Source organism: Acaryochloris marina S15 (genome assembly GCF_018336915.1).
GTDB lineage: Bacteria > Cyanobacteriota > Cyanobacteriia > Thermosynechococcales > Thermosynechococcaceae > Acaryochloris > Acaryochloris marina_A.
The window spans coordinates 1219364-1241709 of the sequence record NZ_CP064923.1 but is presented as its reverse complement, the minus strand read 5'-3'; the positions used below and the strand labels follow the sequence as shown (position 1 = coordinate 1241709).

Genomic DNA, 22346 nt, shown 5'->3' with positions numbered 1-22346 from the left:
CCATCGAGTTATTACACCACTTTTTTAGATAAGGACCTTCTCATGCCTGTTAATGACAAACCACGCCGTCCTAATCCCTTAAGAATAATCTTACTGTTACTGCCTTTGGGGCTATTAGTCATCAATCTAGTGTTGACCTTTGGTAATGGTCCACAAGTTTCTAAAGTTCCCTATAGCTTCTTTATTGAGCAAGTCCAAGATGAAGAAGTGGCTCGGGTCTCCGTTGGCCAAGACGTTATCCGTTATCAACTCAAAGGTACAGAGGGAGATGTCAGTCGAGTTCAAGAAACCACTCCTATCTTTGACCTAGAACTCCCCAAGCTTCTCGAATCTAAAGGCGTCGAATTCGCTGCTACCCCTCCTGCGGGCAATCGCTGGTTCACTACCCTCCTGAGCTGGGTCATTCCCCCCGTTATCTTCGTCGCCATCTTCCAATTCTTTAGTCGTGGTGGCATGGGCGGCGGTGGTCCCCAAGGTGCCCTCTCTGTGACCAAGAACAAAGCCAAAGTCTATGTCGAAGGCGATGACAATAAAGTCACCTTTGATGATGTCGCTGGTGTCGAAGAATCCAAAGCCGAACTCGAAGAAATTGTTGAGTTCCTCCAGTCTCCCAAGCGCTTTACTGACATTGGTGCCAAGATTCCCAAGGGTGTTCTCCTAGTAGGTCCTCCTGGAACCGGTAAAACATTGATGGCTAAGGCCGTCGCCGGTGAAGCTGGGGTTGCGTTCTTCAGTATCTCGGGTTCTGAGTTTGTGGAACTATTTGTCGGTACTGGTGCCGCTCGCGTTCGTGATTTGTTTGAACAAGCGAAGAAGAAAGCCCCCTGCATTATCTTTATTGACGAATTGGATGCCATTGGTAAATCCCGGTCTGGTGGAAATGGCTTCGTCGGCGGGAATGATGAGCGGGAACAAACTCTCAACCAACTCTTAACAGAAATGGATGGGTTTGGGGCTGGAGATGCAACTGTTATCGTTCTTGCTGCAACTAACCGTCCTGAAACTTTAGACCCTGCCCTATTACGTCCCGGTCGATTTGACCGTCAAGTACTAGTAGACCGTCCTGATCTCACGGGTCGTCTAGCTATCTTGGAAATCTATGCCAAGAAAGTGAAGCTGGGTGAGAATGTTGACCTTAAGGCCATGGCCACTCGTACTCCTGGTTTTGCCGGGGCTGACCTAGCCAACTTGGTGAATGAAGCGGCACTACTAGCAGCCCGACGCGGCAACAAGGTGGTGGAGACTCAAGACTTTGCTGAAGCGATTGAGCGAGTGGTGGCTGGTCTAGAGAAGAAGAGCCGTGTGCTCAATGAGAAGGAGAAGAAGATTGTGGCTTACCACGAGGTCGGTCATGCCCTTGTCGGGGCCAAGATGTCCGGTTCAGATCAAGTGGAGAAGATTTCCATTGTTCCTCGCGGTATGGCTGCCTTGGGTTATACCTTGCAAGTGCCTACGGAAGATCGGTTCTTGTTGAATGAGGCTGAGCTGCGCGGTCAGATTGCCACTCTGTTAGGTGGACGAGCTGCGGAGGAGGTCATCTTCGGGAGTATCACGACGGGTGCTTCTAATGATTTACAGAGAGCGACGGATCTGGCGGAGCAGATGGTGACGTCTTACGGCATGAGTGAGGTGTTAGGTCCTCTAGCTTATGACAAGGGTCAGCAGAATAATTTCCTCGGTGGGGGGATGAATGCTCGCCGGGCTGTGAGCGATGAGACGGCGAAGGAGATTGATAAGGAGGTTAAGGGCATTGTGGAGACGGCTCACCAGGAAGCTCTCGGTATCCTGAAGGGAAATAAGGAGCTGCTGGAGATGATTTCTGAGCAGTTGCTGGAGAAGGAAGTGATTGAGGGCGATGGTCTCCGAGAGATGCTCGCTAAGGTCCATCCTGAATTAGAGGCTCAACCTGAACAGCATGTCCAAGAGACTGAAGAGCCTCTCGCTGTCTAAACCTTTTCATTGAGAATTCCTTTGGTTGCCCTCTGCTTTGCAGGGGGCTTTTTTATACGTCTGTCCTTACCTCATTTGCTGTTGGTGTGTTTGACCTTTACTCAAAAAAGTGGACAGTAATTTAACCTGCAAGTGTTTGGTTTCATGTCCTCCAGTAATCCTATTCAAACTGCACAGGGCAATCAAGCTGGGAAGAGCCTTGATTACCGCCGTCGTCAGCAAGCAGAGAAGACAATTGGCAGTGAAAAGGGAGTAGATGTTGTCGTTGGACGCTGTCAGAAGAATAAGGGGATGAGTGGGGATGAAAAAGGAAGTCGAGCTTTAGCCATTCTGAAGACCGTGGAGCTTAATGGCCGATGGCAGCCGATCTGGATCCCTCAAATCATTGCAGAGTAAGAAAACCCAGAAAAATTTACAGGTGGGCCAGAGTTCTAATCCGATTGTTTTCAATAGTTTGTGCCCACCTGCCATAAATTCAGGCAGTTTCAGAAACCAGTTAAGGGTCAAGTTCTATGGCAAATCCTTGTCGTTTCCTCATTACACCCACTTTCATAGAAATAGATGCCCCAAGGGGCAAGTGAATCTGAGGTTTAAAGATGAAACGATGTTTGTCTCTATTATTGGCACTTCCCATTAGTTTGATGGTCGTGCCTCAAGTAATTGTGGGTTGAGTATACTAGAGGCTCAGCTCAGCTTCTAACCTACCCATGCAATGCCCACTATGCGGTCATTCCAAAGCACACAAGCATGGCAAGATGCCCAACATGCTTCAACGATACCGTTGTCCTGAGTGCCAGCAGACCTTTACTGAACGCTTTGATACCCTTTACTATCGTCGTCAGGTGAGTCCAGAGCAGGTCCGACAAGTTCTCCAAGCCCATGCAGAAGGGAGTAGTCTTCGAGGTATCACTCGGACCAGTGGCCTGGCTTACAACACTGTAGTCTCTCTAGTAAGAGCTGCTAGCCAACGATCTCAGCAACTCCATAATGGCCAAGTGCAAGCCGTTGAAACGGAGGATGTCAGTGCAGATGAAATGTGGTCCTTTGTGAAAAAAAGCAAAAACACTGTCTTCCCTATGAGCTAGAGATGGGTGATTGTTGGATGGCGATTACCTTGGCAAACACAAGCGGCGTGATCCTCTCGTGTCGTGTGGGCAAGCACACCGATTCATTATTGAATGAACTGGTGACTAGCACTGAAGGTAAGACCGATTGCAAGGACTGGAATAGCGACGATTGGGGGGGTACGAAAGAGTGTTGCCTTGGGAGATTGACCATTACATTGGCAAGGACAGAACTCAACGACTCGAACGCACCAATGGCATTATTCGACAGCACAGTGGTCGATGGCATCGACGCCAGAACAAATTTGGCAAAGTGTGGGCGCAAACCAAAGTCACTGCTCGATTAGTGGTCAGCTATTTCAATTGGATTTGGACACACAGTCGGCTTAAAACAACGGCGGCACAACGTGCTGATCTAGCCTCGCGAGCTTGGCATTGGGATGACATACTCACCTACCCCACAATTGTTTGATGCACGACCAGTTTGATGATGTCTAGAGCTGCTGCAGCTGAAACGATTGAACTGCAGGTCTTCCCTATCAATGGCCCAGAGCAAGGCTGTCCGAAGACAGTGATTGCTTACCAAACTAGGCAGCCTTATCAAGAAGGGGGATATGCAACGGATGGCATGGTGAATTTAAGTGCGATCGCAACCAATATCACCCTAGCTCCCAAGGAACCTTACAGCGCTACTTGGATTGGTACCCTTAAGCCCCAATATCGCAACTGCGAAGGGACTGCTGGCATGCTCAAAATCGATGGCAAAGAGCATACCGGCCCTTCTTTTATTCGATTACAACTGTTCCAAGGCAAAGCCAAAGTCATCTTAGATATGACGGGGATGCGAGATGTAAACGGATTTACAACTCAAATCATCAAAAGTGGCCTCCGCCAAGGCAATCCTCGCTGGACATGGGGCGGCACGGACTAAACCATTCACAGTTCATCGGTAAAGAGTGCAAATGCAATGAGGACTCGAAGTCTAAGATTCAACTTGTTCCACAAGTAGGAAAGCGGTAGCAACATATCACTCACCCCAGCCGTCAAATCAGCAGGCCAATCCATCGGTGTAGGGTTATCGCCAAAAAGGCACTGATGGGTATGGGGTAACAAGACAAAAAAACTCCCTTCAAGATTCTACGAGAAGGGAGTTATAACTCTTGACTGAGATTAAAAGCTAGCTTGTGCTGCCATGACGCTGTACACCGCATAGGCAATCAGAGAAGCAGCCCCAATTACAGCACCAAGAACCAATACTCCATCTTTTGAAACAGGCATAAATTTCTCCTTGTCTTATTGAGAATAGATAAAAATTAAGGGAAGCAAAAAATTCACCTCAGACAAACTGAGGTGACCAAGCCAACGAAAGAGAATGGCTCTCTTGTCATCGATTGGATTCGAGAAATCGGTAATTAAATCTGAATTATCATAGTCACTAATCCCTCACCGAAAACCATTGAAGGCTTCGATACTTTAGGGATGGAGGCATTGTAGATCCAAATGAGACGGGTTGAAATCATGAACACAGCTGTCTAGATCGCCTGTTAACATTTTTCTTGCCCAGCCAAGTTGTCCAACCCTCTATATAGAATGATTTCAGCTAAATTTTGCGTGCCACTAATAGAGGTATTCAAGGGCATAATAAGATTTCTCAACATGGAAGCTAGACCGTCTCGTTTTTACAGATCTATACGCTTCGCAATCTGTATATAAAATCCTATTAAAAAGTCATTATCTGTAGCAGCTAAGACTAGCTTAAGTCAATTATAGCGACAGCTACATTGAAGAATAAGATTGCACAGTCATTGCAGGATCTCTGCTGATTTTATGACGTACAAATAACAATATTTTTAGCCTATTCTTCAAGGAAAATCTCCATGGATTTCAGCTCAAATCATTCTTCAAACTAGCTGGAAAATTAGATCAAAACGAACGTCTTTCACTCACTTTTTCAGCTTTGCTTTTAAGATTTGATGTTGCTCTGCAATCTCGTCCAGTAGCTGATGGACACTCAGTGGATCTAGGAATTGGGCTGCCTCTTGTCGCTGTGAAGCCGACGTGTAAGCTGATATTCTGGGAGGCTGCTCCACCGTTGTCTGATCGGTCATTACAACATCGTATTGAACTTCGAGGGGGGCAGACGGAGTGGCAAAGAAGATTGACGATTGGGGTATAGAGAACGATGCACTACTCTAAAGTTGATTGTGATTGCACAGTCTTACTTAGAATTTTCGCAGAAACGTTAGGCTATGATATTCCTCAGCATTTTTTTGGCTTAACCTGAACCCTTAAGACTCGCTTAATCTCAGCCGATGAATACCCCTGCCCATATTCTGCTTAACCTGCTGTGCTTAGGCCGAAACCGATCAGCAAAGTTAGTTACCTCTGTTGCCATTGGCGGTATATTGCCTGATGCCCCGATGTTTGTGTTCTACTTTGTGGAGAAAGTACTACGGGGCAGTTCTGAGCAATATATTTGGCGACAGGCCTACTATCAAACCCATTGGCAGAACTTTATTGATGTCTTTAATTCACTGCCAATCATGGCCTTTGGCTTTTTGCTTGCGTTATGGGCTAGCTCCCAAGTCGGCATGTTGTTATTTGCCAGTATGGGTTTACACGCCCTAGGGGATTTGCCCCTGCATCATGATGATGGCCATCGCCACTTCTTTCCGTTTTCTAATTGGCGATTTGAAAGTCCTATTTCCTATTGGGATCCGGATCATCATGGGGGCACCGTCACCCGTCTCGAAATTCTAGCCGTTGTCATCAGTTGCACCATCCTGTTTCGCCACTATAAATCTCTAAAAGGTCGCATTGCGCTAGGGACCGTTGGCTGCTTATATGGGGCGTATTTTGTCTATGTATTTACGGTGTGGGCCTAGGTGAAATATCACCGTTTTCCACAGGTGCAATAATATTTCCCATTGCTAGCATCTTCTCCAGACATGGTTCGTATTGATTGAAAACCCGTTTGGCCTAATAAGTTTTCCACAGCGTCTACCTCATACCCTTTAAATCCTTGCTGGATTAAACCTTGTTCTTCCAGAAACGTTTGGGTGTTGTAGCAAATCACTAATTTTCCTTCCGGCCTCAGCGTGCGGTAACACTCTTGAAACACCGCTAGGGCATCCGGCCAAAAGTAGAGGGTATTGACCGTACAAATGTAATCAAACTGCTGGTCAGGGAAAGGAAGATGATCGGCATTCCCTTGCTGTAGGGTGAGTTGGCCTGACCGCATATATTGTCGTAATTTTGTCTGCGCGACTTTCAACGCATCTTCTGCATAGTCAATTCCCACAACCGTTTCTGGCAGGCCCGTTTGTAAGATCTGAGCCAGCAGACTGCCCCCACCAAACCCGATTTCTAGGATGCGATCGCCTTGACGCATCGCCAATTGCTCAAAAGCCAACTGATGCATACCCGCATTTCCTCTATTGAGGAATCGCAACAGCAGTCGCCCCCAGATACCAGAGGGATACCCAAGTTGTTGAGCAACAAAAGTCTGTAAAGAAGACAGCACAGTCAACCTAACCCCGGCAAAAGACCCATTCGGTTTCTTGTGAAAGACTGGGATTGAACTGATATCGTTCTACATCAAACCCTTGTAAACCCTCAGGTTCAGCAATGCGGTTGTGGATGGCATAGTTCACCATCAACCCTCGGGCGCGCTTAGCGTGAATCCCAATCACCTTATAGGTGCCATTCTTATTTTCCTTAAAGGCAATATTGAGCACTTTCCCCTTGAGCTGCTGAGGCTGGACGGCCTTGAAATACTCCCCCGATGCCAGGTTAATCAGGGGCGTATGGGCGTCTAAATCGGTATTGAGTGCATCTGTAATTTGAGCCCCCCAAAAGTCATAGAGGGTCTTGCCCTTGTCCGTCTGGAGTTTAGTTCCCATCTCCAACCGATAGGGCTGGATCAAATCCAGGGGCTTGAGGAGACCGTACAACCCCGACAGAATACGGAGATGGGCCTGGGCGAAAGCAAAATCATCCTGGGAGTAGGTCTCGACCTCAATACCGTTATAGACGTCGCCCCTAAAAGCCAAGAGGGCTTGCTTGGCATTTTCTTGGGTAAAGGAGTCCTGAAAGTCTTGGTAGCGCTGCCAGTTAAGATCAGACAGTTTAGGGCTAATTTTCATCAACTTGCCCAAGTCTTCCGGGCTATATTGTCGCAGTTGTTTGGCCAAAATTTGGGTTTGGGCAGCCTGAGTCGGCACCGTATAGTCGATTGCAGGTGGTGGATCAAAGTTTTGAGTTTTCGAGGGGGAGATGATCATTAACATGGCTCTACTCCTGCTGTCGGCATTGGGTCTTGCTCTAGGGCGCACGCGCATCTGACAATTTACCACGGCTGATTTATCAGGCGTTGATCGACCTTCTTTTCACACCTAAAATTAATCAAGGAATTAATAGGTGCGTAATGTCCTTCGCTTTAACCCTCGCAGCCCTAGCCATCCCAACCCACTGCCGATGAAATAGTAAGGAAAGTCTGTCCAGCTAAAGGTATTGCCCAACACCAGCCGTCCAGGTAAGGTCCCTCGGATCGCCTGGAGCCAAGCCGGTTGCCACAGCTGCAGGAATTCTAATCCACAGGTGGCGAGACACACTGCGATCGCAATTCTCCCCGGCGATACTGCAGGCCAAATATAAGCCGCCAGCAAAACAAAGAAAATCTCATAGGGGACGCCGCCAAACGTATCATTCAGCCAGGACTGCCCCGGTCCCTGATAAAACTTGATACCCAATCCCAACGGCACAATCACCGCCATACTCACGGCCAAAGCCTGGCGATAGTGACGATACGGTGGGGCTGGTGGCTTAGGCATATCAACGATCCTAGTGACTCTCCAGTAAATCCAACCTAGGATGACTTTACCCGCTTATCAAGAGCTGCGATGACCGCCTTACTCCCTGCCATCCTGCCAGTCAGCCTGATTATCTGCATTGGCTATATAGCAGGCAAAACCCTAAAGCTGGACTACCAAACCTTATCGCATCTGGCCATCTATATTTTGGTCCCAGCCCTCATTGCCAGTAGTCTCTATCGCAACACCCTCTCCCTCCAGAGTGCGACAGGGTTGATTGCTGGGTATCTCCTGACAACGGTTACCCTGGCGGTGATTGTCCTGCTCCTCAGTCGAGGGTTAAACCTTCCAACCCCGACCAAGATGAGTCTGCTCGCCACCACCCTTTTTGGCAATGCTGGCAATCTGGGTTTGCCCATGGTCTCTTTTACCTTGGGGGCAGCAGGGTTAGAACGGGCCATTATTTATTTAATTGCCGCCTCCATTTTGATGGCAGGCGTTGGGCCAGCCCTACTGAATACGTCAGGGATTCGAGCAGGCATCGCTTTAACCCTAAAATTACCGCTATTTTGGGCCATGCTCGCAGGCTTGCTGCTTCAGCTATCTGGGTTTCAGCTACCGTTTCGCCTAGATGAAGGAGTTGCCATGCTGGGGAATGCAGCAATTCCCATTGCCCTTGTGACTTTAGGGATGCAGCTGGCCCAAACCCCCTTAAGGTTAGGCAAGTATGAGCTTCTAGCAGCTAGTTTACGGTTGATCATGGCTCCCCTGATCGCCCTAGGAATTGGGACTATTTTGCAACTCGCCCCCTTGGATTTAAAAGTTTTAGTGCTCCAAAGCGCTATGCCCACTGCCGTCAACACTCTGATTTGGGTGAATGAGTTTGGAGGAGATCCCTCTCGTGTCGCTCGCACCATTATTGGGTCCACCTTGTTAAGCCTGATCACCTTACCGATGATGTTGGGCCTGATCCAATCCATCGGCACTTGAGAGGTAGACATTGCCGACTCAACGTTAGCTGGCTTTGGGTTTTTTCTTGTTGTCTAGAATCGTAAATTCATCCAGATCATTATCAAAGGTCGGAGCAGCCCCAGGAGAAACGCTGGAACGACTGAGAATCTGATCCAAGTTGGCAAGGGCAGCCATCAGATCTTGCTGATTCAAGGTGCAGCCCCCCATGCCATTTAAGAGGGACTGTAGAGATTGCACAAATGTGCCGATTTTCAGGGACAGCTGATCGCAAGGAAACGCAGGCAATATTTTCCCAGTTCCTGTGGGCAGAGTTACATTCGTTTCCACAATGGCAGCAGAAGCGACGGTACTGAGAGTCAAAAATAAGGGCAGCTGGGGGTAAGTATCCTGACACCAAGAACACAACCCTAGGGCATCCCCTTTATAAGCTTCGATATCCACCAGCAGTAAATCAGGCAGAACATTGGCAGCCGCATCTAGGTTCATGCGCTGTTGTAAGTCTGCAGCAGGGGGCAGCCAATGCACATCAAATCCTTGAGAACAGAGGATTTCCTGCCAAATAATCCCTTGAATTGCCGACTCCTGCATCATCAACACCTGCTTGGGGCGAAACGGCACCGTAGACCCTGAGTGGGTAACATAGGGCAAATGAAATCGGATATCAGTGGATCCGATGGTAATCACATCCCCATGCTTGAGAAGTAAGGGCTCGTTAGCACGTTTCTGATTGATTTGAGAGCCATTGCTGCTATTGAGATCTACAAAGTAGCAATGCCGGTTATCTACAACTTCTAGCTTGGCATGATGCCGAGAGACTGCTCCTTCCGCCAGCACAATCGCATTGATGGAACTCCGTCCTAACGTCCAAGTTTTTTGACGGGTGAGATCAATTTGTTGGGGAATCTCACCCGTAATAATCAATTGGGGCGTAGGAGCAGAAGTCATCGTTTAGATCTAAATGCAAGGGCATAGGGTTCATAGACTTAGTATGGGAATTTCCCTCCGGTTAATGAACATCTGCTCTGAAACTCACCCTAATTTTCCTATGATCCGGATCTTCAATCTGTCACAAAAAACGAGCCCCTTGATTCAGAGGCCCGTTGATACTTGGATTATGTATGGCTCACTAGCCTTTCAGAGTTACCTGGAGTCCCCCTGGCTCAGCCGGATCACCATATAGCTCGACCCCCCGGTTATTGGCGGCGAGATGTCGGACAATTTTATAGATGGTCTCTATTTTGTCAGGGGCGTCTGCTTTCTCAGCCAGACTGGTGATGGGTAATGGCGTTAATGTACTTCTGAGGATTTGCACGACTGTATTCTGCAAAGCGATGGTGTCCGTTGCGGCTTTCTTGCCTGCTTCTACACCGGGTTGGTGATAAGCATTGACATTAATTAAGGACGCATAAAGACCCACGGCCCGCTCATATAGAGCAATCAAAGCACCCACATGTTTAGAAGTCACTTCCGGTAGAGTAACGGTAATGGAGTCACGACGCTTCTCGTAGAGAGCAGTTCGGGTTCCTAACAGGAATCCAGATAAATAATCTCCCGAGGTCACACCTGGCTCTACTTCAAACCGATCACCGTCTCGATCTTTTAAGACTTCAAAAAAGGTGAGAAAGAAGTTGGGAATCCCTTCCCGCAGTTCTTGGACATAGGCATGTTGATCCGTTGATCCTTTGTTGCCATAGACGGCAATGCCTTGGTGAACAATCTTGTTGTCGAGATCTTTTTCTTTGCCTAAGGACTCCATCACCAGCTGCTGGAGATAACGGCTAAACAACATCAGACTGTCTTTGTAAGGCAAAATCACCATGTCTTTTTTGCCTTCACCTTCCCCGGAAAAATACCAAGATAATGCTAACAAGGCGGCGGGATTGGTTTTTAGATCATGGACTCGGGTGGCCTCGTCCATGGCTTTGGCCCCTGCCAACATCTCTCGAATGGCAATGCCTTGTAAGGAGGCGGGAACCAAACCAACAGCGGAAAGCTCAGAGGTTCTTCCCCCCACCCAATCATGCATGGGGAGCATTGCTAACCAGCCTTCACTTTCGGCAATTTGAGCGAGTTTACTGCCATAGCCCGTGACTGCGACCGCATGTTGAGGAAAATCTAATCCCAGGTTCTTGAAGCGGTTCTTCACCTCTAACATGCCATTCCGAGTTTCAGGCGTGCCGCCAGACTTAGAAATGGTGACGACCAGGGTGGTATCCAAGCGATCTTGGACCGTATCCAAGATGTAATCGATGCCCGCTGGATCGGTGTTATCAATAAAATGCATCACCAAGGCAGGATGGAGGACCGCCAATGCCTGGGACACAAACTGGGGGCCTAGAGAAGATCCCCCAATACCAATGGAAATTACATCCGTAAAGCGGGGGGCAGTTGCGGGCTTGATTCGTCCCGCATGGACATCTGCGGCAAAGGCTTCAATCTTTTCTAATGTGGTAACAATTTCTTTTTTTAATTCGGGGGTGGGGGCAAGATTGGAGTCCCGGAGCCAATAATGGCCGACCATGCGATTTTCGTCAGGATTTGCGATCGCACCCGCTTCCAGGGCATCCATTTCCTTGAAAGCCTTGACAAACTTAGGCTCCAAGCGTTCGACGAACGCATCATCAAAACTCATGCGGCTGATGTCTACATAGATACCAAGCTGCTCGTGGTAGTAGAGCCAGTCTTGATAACGTTGCCAAAGGGCGGCTGCATCCATATATCGTTCCTGAGTGCAATGATTTGTTGATGATTAAACCATAGCGTGTGGCCTGAAAAGGTGACTAAATATTCGGATGGGCTTTAGCATTTCTGGGCAGAGGAAATATCCCCCGGCCTGATAAAATCCTGGAGACGTTGATTTAGGCGGCGCACCTGCGCTTTTACCCCCTCGCAAGCCTATGGAAGTTGGCTATTTTGTCTCTCTCGCACTTTTCACTACTATTTATGCCTTATTCAGTCTGGGACTGAACTTACAGTGGGGCTATACCGGGCTGATTAACTTTGGTCATATCGCCTTTATGGCAATTGGAGCCTACACCACCATTGCCTTGACCCTGCCCAATTTCATCAAGGAGATGCCCCAGCGACTGATGGAGCAATATCCGGTGATTGAAAGCCAAGAGTGGCTGGCTTCGGGTTTGTATTTTCTCGGGGATATCCTGCCAGAACAGTTTCCCTTAGTGATTGCGGTCCTCATTGGCGCTGTATTAGCCGCACTCCTGGGACTCGCCATCGGCACCAGTACCCTACGGTTGCGGGAAGATTATCTATCTATTGTCACCATTGGCGTATCAGAAGTGGTGCGACTTATCGCCGTCAATGAAGAATGGCTGACACGGGGGCCGCGCGGCGTCTTTAATTATCCCCTGCCCCTAGAAAAACTGCAGCCTAACCTTTTAGTTAAAGGGGGGATGATTGCCTCTCTAGCCTTGGTATTAGGTTTGGCCCTTTGGCGTCTGTGGCAATGGCTGCTACAGCAACCCCAGCGGGAAGGGCGTCCACCCTTATCACCCGCTCTCTTTGTTGGCTATGTCATCTGTTTAGTGGGAGTAGCCACCTGTTGGTGGTTTTCCTTTTCCCTAAGTCTCACCATTCAGCTGCCTTCGGCTTTACAGGAAATCGTATTGCTAGTGATGCGGTTTGCAATGGTAGTACCCCTCGCCATTGTGGGCGTGTTTCTGGTCTACGCCTCTTGTCGGCAGCCTTTCCAGCAACTCCGCACTCAGTCCCTAAGCACCCACCTCAGTCTACTGACGGTCTCCATCGGCATGGGATTGGTGGTGATGTTTTTCGGTGCCCATATGATGGGCATTATCAACTACACCTATAAAGCGGGCCTGCTATGGCTGTTGATTTTGACCATTGCCTTTGTATTTTGGCAATTAGAGCGCTGGGTCCATTCGCCCTGGGGTCGGGTGTTAACCTCGATTCGAGAAGATGAAGAAGTCGCCAAAGCCCTGGGCAAAGATGTCTTTCGCTATAAGCTGCAGTCCTTTATGTTAGGCGGTGCGATCGCAGGTATTGCCGGATCCTTTTATGCCTGGCAACTCACCTTTATTAACCCTGATGGTTTTATCCCCCTCCTCACCTTCCAAGCCTGGATTATTATTGTGGCTGGCGGCGCAGGTAATAACGTGGGCACGCTGCTGGGAGCCGGAATTTTTTGGGCCTACAATGAGGTGACTCGATTTATTCTGCCCAATATCCTGCCCCTAGACGATGCTCGATTGGGAGCCTTTCGGGTGATGGTGATTGGCCTGATGTTGATTGTTTTGATGATGTGGCGACCCCAAGGTCTGCTGGGTAAAAAGGAGGAACTCACCCTTGGAAGATAAGCGCCAGCCCGACCCTCAAGTCCAACCGGAAAAAATGCTGTTGACCGCCCAGGGACTCTCCAAAGCCTTTGGCGGAATTCAAGCGGTAAATAATGCTGAGCTCCATGTCCCCGAAGGCAAGATTGTTGGCTTAATCGGTCCCAACGGCGCCGGTAAAACCACCCTGTTTAATCTACTCTGCAACTTCATCGCCCCAGATCACGGTCGGATTATTTTCAACGGCAGGCCCATCGAACGTTTGCAACCCCATAAAATTGCTCTCCAGGGCATGATTCGCACCTTTCAAGTCGCCCGTGTTTTATCTAGGCTGTCCGTCTTAGAGAATATGCTGTTAGCCGCTCCTCACCAAACCGGGGAAAAGCTGCACAATACCTTTTTCCAAGCTCATATCATTCGTAAGCAAGAGAAAGAGCTGAAGGAAAAAGCCCATATCATTCTCGAATCCGTCGGCCTAGCTGCAAAAGTCAATGACTATGCCGGTGCCCTCTCCGGTGGTCAGCGCAAGCTGCTGGAAATGGCCCGAGGTCTAATGGCTGACCCTAAACTAATGCTGCTGGATGAACCCGCTGCGGGGGTAAACCCCACCTTGATTCAGCAAATCTGTGGACATATCAATCGGTGGAATGACAACGGCATTACCTTCTTGATCATCGAGCATAATATGGATGTGATTATGTCCCTGTGCGATCGCGTCTGGGTATTGGCCGAGGGACAAAACCTCGCTGAGGGCACCCCCGCTGAAATCCAATCCAACAAAGAAGTACTAGAAGCCTATCTGGGACAGTAACTTGCAAAAACGATGAGGGGCAGAAACAAGACTTGCAGCACCATTAGTCACTACAAGCTTTACCAGTCAAGATATACGCCGCTAGATTTTTCGGAGACAACGTCATTGACTGACTAATGAAGTCTTCCCAGATGAGTTTATTACTGAAAATCACGCCCTGATGATAGATTCACCTTTGCTAAGGGGTGAGGATGATTGCTGACTGGAGAATGTAGAGTCTCTCCAGAATAGATAGACGCAGCTTTAGGACTAAACTGCCCAGAATTGCAGGTTAAAGGAGCCAGAATGATCAATGCAAGGGCACTGACCGTACTAAACCATCCACAATACCGATCTAAATCAGACCAAATAGGATTTTCCACAGAAATATGGGGATGAACTGTTGATTGTTGCATGATCAGGATGCTATCTCAGTCGGGGAACACATCAGTTCTTGAACGGAACGTATACACAAGTTAATCGTTACAGTTACCTTGAAGGTCAAGGCCATAGTTCATAAGAAAATCTTATAAGCACCCTCTATCCCCTCAGATAAAAGTCTTTCAGAGCATTTCCACATTTCCACAAACTATCCATATTGCTGGAGTAGCAAACCGATGTATAAGATTCGCTACTCCAACAGGTCTAAGGAATCAAGGCATGATGGCCTCTGCAACGGAGTCCCATCATGCTCAACCTATACGTACTGGATGGCACTACTATTGAGACTAAAGTTAGCACCTTGGATAATCGCGATGATCTCAGAAGAATTACCGCCTTGATAAATCAACGCTGTTCCACTGGGTAGTCCCCGAGGTGAAGAACCTAACGAGTAATCACTCGCTGAGCCATTCAGTTGCAGGACATCTCCTTGACTGATTGAGAAGTCCTGCACCACAGCATAGTTGCTGGTCGCTGGACCGTCAGCATAATAAACCTTTTGGCTATCTCCCAATACAAAAACATCTGCATCTCTTCCCCCTCGGAGGAAATCAATCTCTCCGACACCGGGTTTAGCATCACGGGCATTGACACCAATCAACCGATCGCGGCCATTGCCCCCCGAAAGAAAGTCATTGCCCGAGCCACCATTCAATACATCATTGCCTGAGTTGCCACTCAAGCCATCGTTGCCCGAGCCACCATTCATACGGTCGTTGCCCGAACCACCATTCATGCGATCGTTACCACTATCGCCGGACATAAAATCATTACCCGAGCCACCAAACACGCGATCGTTACCGCTGCCTGCCAGAAGGCGATCATTTCCCCTCCTACCACTCAGCAGATCATTGCCCGCAAACCCTCGAATCACATCATTACGAGATCCACCCCGTAAAACATCATTGCGATTGGTGCCATCAATCCGGTTGTCGCCAGGAGTAGGACTCGGGGTTGGAGCCGGAGTTGGAGCCGGAGTTGGAGCTGGAGTTGGGGCCGGCGTTGGGGCCGGGGTTGGAGCCGGCGTTGGAGCCGGGGTTGGGGCCGGCGTTGGAGCCGGAGTTGGGGCAGGAACCGGGACTGGAGCCGGAGCCGGAGCTGGAGCTGGTGTTGGAGCTGGTGTCGGAGCCGGAGTTGGAGCTGGTGGAGGTGACAAGGGACTAACACCCCCTGTACCACTACCATAGAGGCTGCGAATACCATTGATATCATCCTGCAGCAAGAACGCACTGCCCGCTCCAGTAAACCGCCTTTGAATAGAGGGATTCATAATGGCATCCACCCCGGATTCATGCCCTAAACCAAGACTATGACCTGTTTCGTGAACGGCGGTTTCTAGAAACAAGCTAGCATTCCAATTGTCGCCATTATCATAGGTTTGATCACCTCCTTGCGGGAAGAACGCAAAGGCTAGGGTATTACTAGGACCATCGATAAAATCAGCCCCGACGCGGATATCAACGTCTCTGCCATTTCCAGGATCTTGAACTTCTTGGAAATTCAACGGCGCAAAATCTGCCCAAACACCTAGTGCTTCTCGGAAGAGAGATTTTGCTTCGTTATTCGATAACCCTTTTAATGAAAAACTGGGCGCAAAACTGTAAGAAATATTGACGGCTTGACCACTTCCCCCAGGCTGGCTCCACTTAAAGCGCCCATTACTGTCATTAAATTGGGCAACACTTCCACCAGCCTGAAACCTTGCACCATGGCTATGCCCAGTTCCACAAGCAGTACATAAACAGCAATAACCACTTTCTACTGCATTGGGAGGCTGAGTTCCCACATTTCCTTCTGGAATAGATTCTTGGGCTGATGACTCAGACGAAAAAAGCGGTGTAGAGATAAAGGTCTGAATATCAGGAAGACTAGCTCTAGTAGCTAACTCAGAGAGTTCTAGGATTTGTAGAGGGATATCAATACCAAGATTCTCGCTATTGGTATTGACAGATGATAGAGAGGTTGAACCAAATTTCAGGTCATTCAAGCTTTCAATTGGAGATTCAAACCCTTGATCAAAATCAAGCTGAAATGAATGACGCATATATCCTCCTAAGGATCATTAATTTACAAGTTTTAGAGACATAAGCTCCCCCTTTAAATCCGTATATCCTTAGAGTTTTTATCACATAGTGGATACACCTGTGAAGTAATTCAGGATACGGATATAGCGAGGAAGACAACCTTTTTGTATCTACTGACTAGATCAGTAGATTTTGAATTGACGTTAAAATTCCCTAATCACAAAATATTTTTCTTGAGAATATTAATCTCTTGCCTTATCACATAGCTCTGGCTACGATATTGCCTAGATTTATTTTCTATCCTTCATCTCATGCATAACTATTGAAATAGTTTTTACATCAAAAAAGAATAAAATTACTTATGGTAAACCTATGGTTTTGAAGTGCCAGAGAAAGTCTGCGTACTCTATCGAAAAATTCCAGAAAGAGTTTGAACACAAAATATGGGTAACGGCTTGCATCGTTGTAGGTCGCGATGATGCCATCTTTGATCAGAATATGGACATCGATCGGACTTGCATTGCCTCGACAAGTGTTGGGAAAACCCAACCATCTAGATGGCAATATGAGTCACTTGAGAAGGCAGTACTAGATCTAGCTAAAGCATGGAAGCTCAGTGCCTGACTTATAGCCATGGTAGCCAGGGCAAGCTTTTCAGACCATCGTCCATGAGCATCCCGGTTAGCTCTTGACGCTATGTCTATGTATGGAAGTGGGAAAGTACGTGAATGCTAGTTATCAGAGTTTGGGGTGAAGACGCAGAGACGGACTGTCGTATAGAGACTATTCTCTGTGCCTAAACGCCTAATCAAATCTGAATTACTGTTACGTTGTGAGAAATTGCCGAAAAGCTCGTTGCCCAGAAGGGTTGAATTCGGGTTGCCAGCCATATAATACCTTATTGCTTATGGTTCTATGGATATTCCTCAGAAGAAAAAAGCTAATGTTTTGGCAGATGTACTGATTGCTCAACTTTAATTAAAAGTGCATGCAATCATGAATAAATGAAATAGGTAATGATCCTTAAAATTTATTCTACTTGTTGGAATAAATTTCTAAGTCAGACTTAAGATAATTAATTATTTATTTAGAAATCAATTATCCAAAAAATCATATGGCCCCATTCTTTATATAGCTTAGTCAGTGAATTATCATGCATGCTGATAGATTTTGATCTAAGGCATGAGATGACATAACTCTTAGTTGCCAAGCTAAAAACTAGAAGCGGATAAGCTTTCTTCTCTGAATCAGTATGGCAACCCATTGTTTGAGATAGCGTTTGAGAATAACCAATATCCGTATAACTTTGGTTTTGTTTTGTATAACTTGAAAGAATTAATTATTCCATAATAAAAGTATTCGCATTTCAGATGCTTTTGCCTTCTATTATTTCTTTAAAAATATATTCAACTATTTATTCACAGTAAAAATTCAGCTATTGAGAGAGAACAATAAGATTTATAATTTCAAGATTACCTACTCTATCTATCAATTTAGACAAGCTTCAATTTATCAACATTTTGTTCTAAACACAGAAAAATTTCGCCTTAAACATTGCTTAATTTCAGCCACGATAGATAATGCAATACCAAAATAGCTAGCTAAAAACTGCTCACATACACGCCGTGAGTTTAGTATTATGGTTTGTTTTGAATGGGCGATGACGGGCTCGAACCGCCGACATCTTCGGTGTAAACGAAGCGCTCTACCAACTGAGCTAATCGCCCTTACGATTGAAGCAATCGAAAATGTATTGTAGCAGACTGTTGCTAGCTTTACCCACAAATTCAACAAATCCAGCATAATGGATGCAACTTTGCTCCGGCTTTTCCTATGCCCTCCGGCCGCACCCATGACCAAATCACCTTAGGGATGCTTCCCGGCGTTGCTATCGTTACCCTTGTTCTGAGTCGGAGTGCTAGTCTGACTCTCTGTCTCAGTGGTGCCTTTCTCTTCAGTGGGTTGATGTTTGGCCCAGATCTCGATATCTACTCCGTCCAATACAAACGGTGGGGATGGCTGAGAGTTATTTGGTTGCCCTATCGCAAGGCATTGCACCATCGCTCTTGGCTATCCCATGGCCCCATTGTTGGCACGATACTGAGGTTGCTCTATCTAGGAGTTTGGCTCGGGTTAGGGGCTACACTAGCAGGAATCTTGCTCACCCAGGTGGGGGGGGTCCCTGTGGATAGTCAGCAACTCCTACAGCAGGCGGAACAGTATAGTCAGCAATATCTACCGGAAGGACTGGCTATTTTACTGGGTCTAGAGATAGGAGCCATGAGTCATTCTTTTAGTGATGGCCTTAGCTCTCTATATAAGAGAACATTAAAGCGGCTTAAGCCTTAAGGTTCTCAACTTCGTTGCCAGAAATCTTGATCACTTCATTTGAATTACTGGCTATATAACTGGTAAATAACGCATCATATGGTTAGCCCTCACAATTGTGATGCCATGCCAAGCCCCGAAACTCCCGCCAAATTGCAAATTGTCACGGCAGCCAGTGTCTTGACTGAGGGCGTCCAGCTCCACGTTCCAGTGCTAATTACTCAAATCGAATCCGCCTCGGTGATGCGGACCTTACATGCAGCTCTGCAAGCCGCGTTCCCTTTAGATTATCCCGTCAGTATTGTGGGAGAGCTAACAGCTGAAGACCCGCAACTGTCGCAAACAACCCTAGAGCAAATTGGTGAGAAGAAAGGCATTTCCTACCCGGCCAATGTGTACTTGCCTGCCCAGGTATCGGCAGTGACAATCGCTGTTCAGCAGCTGGTGGAAGTGGTGGCTAAGTTGAGATCTCCCGATGGCGGCTGTCCTTGGGATCTAGAGCAAACCCCCCAAAGCCTCACTCCTTACATTATTGAAGAAGCTTATGAAACCATTGATGCTATCCAGTCTGGCAGTGCAGAAGCCATTACTGAAGAGTTAGGAGATTTGCTCCTACAAGTGGTTCTACAAGCCCAGATCGCTTGTGAGCAGAACCAGTTTAGTCTAGAAGAAATTGCCCAAGGCATTACTAAGAAGCTGATTCGCCGCCATCCCCATGTGTTTGCGGATGTGGAAGCCAACAGCATTGAGGAAGTGCGGGCCAATTGGGAAGAGATCAAAGCTGCTGAGAAAGGTGAATCCCTGGACAAACCTCAAGCATTGAGCGACAAGATGCAGCGCTATACCCGCAGTTTGCCGCCCCTGATGGCCGGGCTAAAACTGTCGGAAAAGGCGGCGGCAGCAGGCCTAGAGTGGCAAGATCTCAATGATGTTTGGACTAAGTTCTATGAGGAGCTAGCTGAATTCCAGGAATCTCTGCTGCAAAGCGATACGGACCATCAACTGTCGGAATTGGGTGACTTGTTCTTTACCCTAGTGAATGTGGCTCGGTGGTGCCAGCTCGATCCCACCTCTGCCCTGCGTAGTACGAATAAAAAGCTGATTGATCGCATCGCTAATATTGAGTCTCAAACGGCCAAGCCCTTGGCCGATCATTCTTTTGAAGAATTAGAAGCTCTGTGGCAAGAAGCTAAACGACAGCTAGACTCGACGGATACAACGACAGATAAAGAACCTACAGCTCTCCCGGCAGGTTTACCCACAGCCTTTGTTGCTCCTGAAACGAGCGAGCCGACCACGGATCCAGTCAATCCTGAATTATCTTCTACCTAATTCGGATTACAGTTAAGGAATCGTCTGTCCGCTCTATTCATGCATTATCCCCGTTCTACGATTAACCGTGCTGTCCGGGCTGTGGCTTGCAGTCCCTTTACGATTCATTTATTGATGATGATGCGATCGCAAAGTGTATCTCTTCAGGAAATGTGCGATCGCAGTGGCGTTACCGCAGGCTATACCCAAACTGCCCTATCTGAACGGCAAGCCGAAGATACCTTACTGTGGCTGATCCAGGTGGGCCTTCTGCGCCGAGAAGTGGATGGCCAGGGCCTTACCGATAGTTTTCGCCTCACCCCCTTGGGCCGTCAGCTGATTGATCAATGGCAGCATCAGGGCAAAGACATTCCTAAACCTTCCCTCTCAGACCGATTCCAAAACCTTTGTCAGCGCTGGGTCAGGATTCCCGTTTAATGGGCGCGATCATGGTGGTCGGGACCACCTCCCATGCCGGGAAATCGATCATGGCGGCGGTTATTTGCCGGATGCTCAAGCGCCAAGGCTACCGGGTGACTCCTTTTAAAGGGCAAAATATGGCCCTCAATGCCTATGTCACCGATGCTGGCGATGAAATCGGCCATGCCCAAGCCGTGCAAGCCTGGGCTGCAGGTCTCGAACCTCGGGTAGAAATGAACCCCATTTTGCTCAAGCCCCAGGGAGATATGACCTCCCAGGTGATCCTCAATGGCAAAGCCGTCGGCAGAACCCAAGCCGCCGACTATTATCGTGATTATTTTGATCGGGGTTGGCAGGCTATTACAGCCGCATTGGCTATCCTCCAGCAGGAATTTGATTGGATCGTCTGTGAAGGCGCAGGCAGTCCTGCTGAGATTAATCTCAAGCATCGCGATCTTACGAATATGCGAGTCGCCAAACATCTCAATGCCCCTACGCTATTAGTCGCAGATATTGATCGGGGCGGTGTGTTTGCCCATATCGTCGGTACCTTAGAACTGCTCGACCTCGATGAGCGCGCCCTGATTAAAGGATTTGTGATTAACAAGTTTCGCGGGCAACGATCGCTACTGGAATCCGGCATTACCTGGCTAGAAGACCGGACGGGTATTCCCGTAGTGGGCGTGATTCCCTGGCTAGAGCACTCTTTACCAGCAGAAGACTCCTTAGATCTATTTGAACGACGCCGAACCAAACCCAATGCCGAGCTAACCATTGCGGTGATCCGTCTGTCTCGCATCTCGAATTTCACGGATTTTGATCCGCTAGAAGCCGAGCCATCCGTGCGTTTGCAGTTTGTTAGTCCTCATCAACCCTTAGGCCAACCCGATGCCGTGATTGTGCCAGGGTCTAAGACCACCATTTCAGACCTGCAGCAGCTCCAGGTCTCGGGTATGGCGGATCAACTCCTCGCCTATAGCCAAGCAGGAGGAATGGTCTTAGGCATTTGTGGTGGTCTGCAAATGCTGGGGCAAACGATCGCAGATCCCCAGGGCACTGAAGGTCAATCGGGTGAGTTTCCAGGACTAGGACTGCTCCCTCTCCAGACCACCATGACTGGGGACAAGATTACGCGCCAGCGCCAAACCCAAATTACATTGCCAGCCTACTGTTCTGCTTTAGGCAATGAGGCGAGAACTGTACAGGGCTATGAAATTCATCAAGGTCAAACCAAGGTCTTACAGCCAGAAGCGGTGCAAGCGTGGTTCGACGATCCGGCATTAGGTGTAGCGAGTTGCAACCATCGCACCCTGGGAACCTATTTACACGGGATATTTAACAATGGGCCCTGGCGACGTGTGTGGTTGAATCAGTTGCGAGCCCAGAAACATTTGCCTCCTCTCTCCCTTGAGATTTCAGATTATGAAGTCTATCGAGACCATATGCTGGACCAAGTCACAGATGCCATAGCTCCCTACCTCAATCTTCAACCTTTCCTAGAGGGGTCCTAGAACAGCCTCATGTCCCGCTTTGTCTTTCTAGTCGGGATTCCATGTTTAAGGTCTGACGACGACAGACGATAGGTTTTAGGCTAGGCAAGAAATGACGGGTGTCCGCTTATCCCGAATAGCAATAACCCATACAAAGCCATCTCCATTCGGGGTAGATTCATCTCTTTTGAGCACTTTCAATGTAGTAGATGGCCACACACTACACCCTATCTTCGTCAGTATTAATACCCATCATTGGGAAAGTTACGCTCAGCTCCTATTTCTTGGAGTCACCCTGTCTAGTCGATTCTTCTATGTTTTTATTTGTAATCACCAATTTTTAGATCTAGTGCTCAAAGATATACAGATTTAAATCGTAAATAAAACATGTTTGTATACAAGCCCTGGTCATACTGTTAGAGAGTCAGGCAGAGC

Annotated in this window: 20 protein-coding genes, 1 tRNA gene and 1 pseudogene; 12 read left to right on the top strand and 10 right to left on the bottom strand. The window is 47.9% G+C overall.

The annotated features are described in order from the left end of the window. Positions 1 to 42: 42 nt before the first annotated feature. The 4 genes and pseudogenes from ftsH4 to I1H34_RS06430 all read left to right on the top strand — a co-directional run bounded on the left by ftsH4 (position 43) and on the right by I1H34_RS06430 (position 3945). Positions 43 to 1950 (top strand): ATP-dependent zinc metalloprotease FtsH4, encoded by a 1908-nt coding sequence (gene ftsH4 / locus I1H34_RS06445; RefSeq protein WP_212664870.1) that lies wholly within the window; start codon positions 43 to 45, stop codon positions 1948 to 1950. A 144-nt stretch (positions 1951 to 2094) separates the two neighbouring features. After that, positions 2095 to 2346 (top strand): hypothetical protein, encoded by a 252-nt coding sequence (locus I1H34_RS06440; protein WP_212664869.1) that lies wholly within the window; start codon positions 2095 to 2097, stop codon positions 2344 to 2346. 311 nt (positions 2347 to 2657) lie between these two features. Further along, a pseudogene (locus I1H34_RS06435) lies at positions 2658 to 3486 on the top strand (IS1 family transposase). A 15-nt stretch (positions 3487 to 3501) separates the two neighbouring features. Further along, positions 3502 to 3945, top strand: coding sequence for a hypothetical protein (locus I1H34_RS06430; RefSeq protein WP_212664868.1), 444 nt, complete (start codon positions 3502 to 3504; stop codon positions 3943 to 3945). 5 nt (positions 3946 to 3950) lie between these two features. Here the strand turns inward: I1H34_RS06430 and I1H34_RS32725 are convergent, their stop codons facing one another. Next, positions 3951 to 4079 (bottom strand): hypothetical protein, encoded by a 129-nt coding sequence (locus I1H34_RS32725; RefSeq protein ID WP_255800794.1) that lies wholly within the window; start codon positions 4077 to 4079, stop codon positions 3951 to 3953. 878 nt (positions 4080 to 4957) lie between these two features. Next, positions 4958 to 5122, bottom strand: coding sequence for a hypothetical protein (locus I1H34_RS06425; RefSeq protein ID WP_212664867.1), 165 nt, complete (start codon positions 5120 to 5122; stop codon positions 4958 to 4960). Positions 5123 to 5326: 204 nt separating this feature from the next. Here I1H34_RS06425 and I1H34_RS06420 point away from each other — a divergent pair, with 204 nt between their 5' ends. Next, positions 5327 to 5899, top strand: a complete 573-nt coding sequence (locus tag I1H34_RS06420) for a hypothetical protein (RefSeq protein ID WP_212664866.1) — start codon at positions 5327 to 5329, stop codon at positions 5897 to 5899. Between the two features lie 8 nt (positions 5900 to 5907). Here the strand turns inward: I1H34_RS06420 and I1H34_RS06415 are convergent, their stop codons facing one another. The 3 genes from I1H34_RS06415 to I1H34_RS06405 form a co-directional block, all read right to left on the bottom strand. Continuing rightward, positions 5908 to 6537, bottom strand: coding sequence for a class I SAM-dependent methyltransferase (locus tag I1H34_RS06415; RefSeq protein ID WP_212664865.1), 630 nt, complete (start codon positions 6535 to 6537; stop codon positions 5908 to 5910). A 7-nt stretch (positions 6538 to 6544) separates the two neighbouring features. Then, a complete protein-coding gene (yaaA, locus tag I1H34_RS06410) occupies positions 6545 to 7303 on the bottom strand; it encodes a peroxide stress protein YaaA (RefSeq protein ID WP_212664864.1) in 759 nt (252 codons plus the stop codon). Between the two features lie 123 nt (positions 7304 to 7426). Then, positions 7427 to 7846 (bottom strand): ribosomal maturation YjgA family protein, encoded by a 420-nt coding sequence (locus I1H34_RS06405; protein WP_212664863.1) that lies wholly within the window; start codon positions 7844 to 7846, stop codon positions 7427 to 7429. 69 nt (positions 7847 to 7915) lie between these two features. Between I1H34_RS06405 and I1H34_RS06400 the strand changes: the two genes are divergently transcribed. After that, positions 7916 to 8815: an AEC family transporter gene (locus I1H34_RS06400; protein ID WP_212664862.1), complete on the top strand. Its 900-nt coding sequence runs from the start codon at positions 7916 to 7918 to the stop codon at positions 8813 to 8815. Positions 8816 to 8839: 24 nt separating this feature from the next. On the opposite strand, the gene I1H34_RS06395 is transcribed toward I1H34_RS06400, so the two are convergent. Together I1H34_RS06395 and I1H34_RS06390 are read right to left on the bottom strand one after the other, a co-directional pair. Beyond that, positions 8840 to 9742, bottom strand: a complete 903-nt coding sequence (locus I1H34_RS06395; RefSeq protein WP_212664861.1) for an FHA domain-containing protein — start codon at positions 9740 to 9742, stop codon at positions 8840 to 8842. Positions 9743 to 9923: 181 nt separating this feature from the next. Continuing rightward, positions 9924 to 11513 (bottom strand): glucose-6-phosphate isomerase, encoded by a 1590-nt coding sequence (locus I1H34_RS06390; protein WP_212664860.1) that lies wholly within the window; start codon positions 11511 to 11513, stop codon positions 9924 to 9926. Between the two features lie 181 nt (positions 11514 to 11694). Here I1H34_RS06390 and I1H34_RS06385 point away from each other — a divergent pair, with 181 nt between their 5' ends. Continuing rightward, on the top strand, positions 11695 to 13131 hold the full coding sequence (locus I1H34_RS06385) for a branched-chain amino acid ABC transporter permease (protein ID WP_212664859.1): 1437 nt from the start codon (positions 11695 to 11697) through the stop codon (positions 13129 to 13131). Next, positions 13121 to 13918, top strand: coding sequence for an ABC transporter ATP-binding protein (locus tag I1H34_RS06380; protein WP_315874861.1), 798 nt, complete (start codon positions 13121 to 13123; stop codon positions 13916 to 13918). The genes I1H34_RS06385 and I1H34_RS06380 overlap by 11 nt, the downstream gene beginning before the upstream one ends. A gap of 140 nt (positions 13919 to 14058) precedes the next feature. On the opposite strand, the gene I1H34_RS06375 is transcribed toward I1H34_RS06380, so the two are convergent. The 3 genes from I1H34_RS06375 to I1H34_RS06365 form a co-directional block, all read right to left on the bottom strand. Continuing rightward, a complete protein-coding gene (locus I1H34_RS06375; protein ID WP_212664858.1) occupies positions 14059 to 14313 on the bottom strand; it encodes a hypothetical protein in 255 nt (84 codons plus the stop codon). Positions 14314 to 14594: 281 nt separating this feature from the next. Then, positions 14595 to 16382, bottom strand: coding sequence for a matrixin family metalloprotease (locus tag I1H34_RS06370; RefSeq protein WP_212664857.1), 1788 nt, complete (start codon positions 16380 to 16382; stop codon positions 14595 to 14597). 1634 nt (positions 16383 to 18016) lie between these two features. Next, positions 18017 to 18089 (bottom strand) — tRNA-Val (locus tag I1H34_RS06365). A gap of 106 nt (positions 18090 to 18195) precedes the next feature. On the opposite strand from I1H34_RS06365, the gene I1H34_RS06360 reads away from it, so the two are divergent. The 4 genes from I1H34_RS06360 to I1H34_RS06345 all read left to right on the top strand — a co-directional run bounded on the left by I1H34_RS06360 (position 18196) and on the right by I1H34_RS06345 (position 21932). Next, entirely contained in the window at positions 18196 to 18711 is a 516-nt protein-coding gene (locus I1H34_RS06360; RefSeq protein WP_212664856.1) for a metal-binding protein, read from the top strand. Positions 18712 to 18816: 105 nt separating this feature from the next. Beyond that, complete coding sequence (mazG, locus tag I1H34_RS06355; protein ID WP_249369860.1) at positions 18817 to 20022, top strand: nucleoside triphosphate pyrophosphohydrolase; 1206 nt, start codon at positions 18817 to 18819, stop codon at positions 20020 to 20022. A 39-nt stretch (positions 20023 to 20061) separates the two neighbouring features. After that, entirely contained in the window at positions 20062 to 20439 is a 378-nt protein-coding gene (locus I1H34_RS06350; RefSeq protein WP_212664854.1) for an Npun_F0494 family protein, read from the top strand. Then, complete coding sequence (locus tag I1H34_RS06345) at positions 20439 to 21932, top strand: cobyric acid synthase (RefSeq protein WP_212664853.1); 1494 nt, start codon at positions 20439 to 20441, stop codon at positions 21930 to 21932. The genes I1H34_RS06350 and I1H34_RS06345 overlap by 1 nt, the downstream gene beginning before the upstream one ends. The last annotated feature ends 414 nt before the right edge of the window (positions 21933 to 22346 follow it).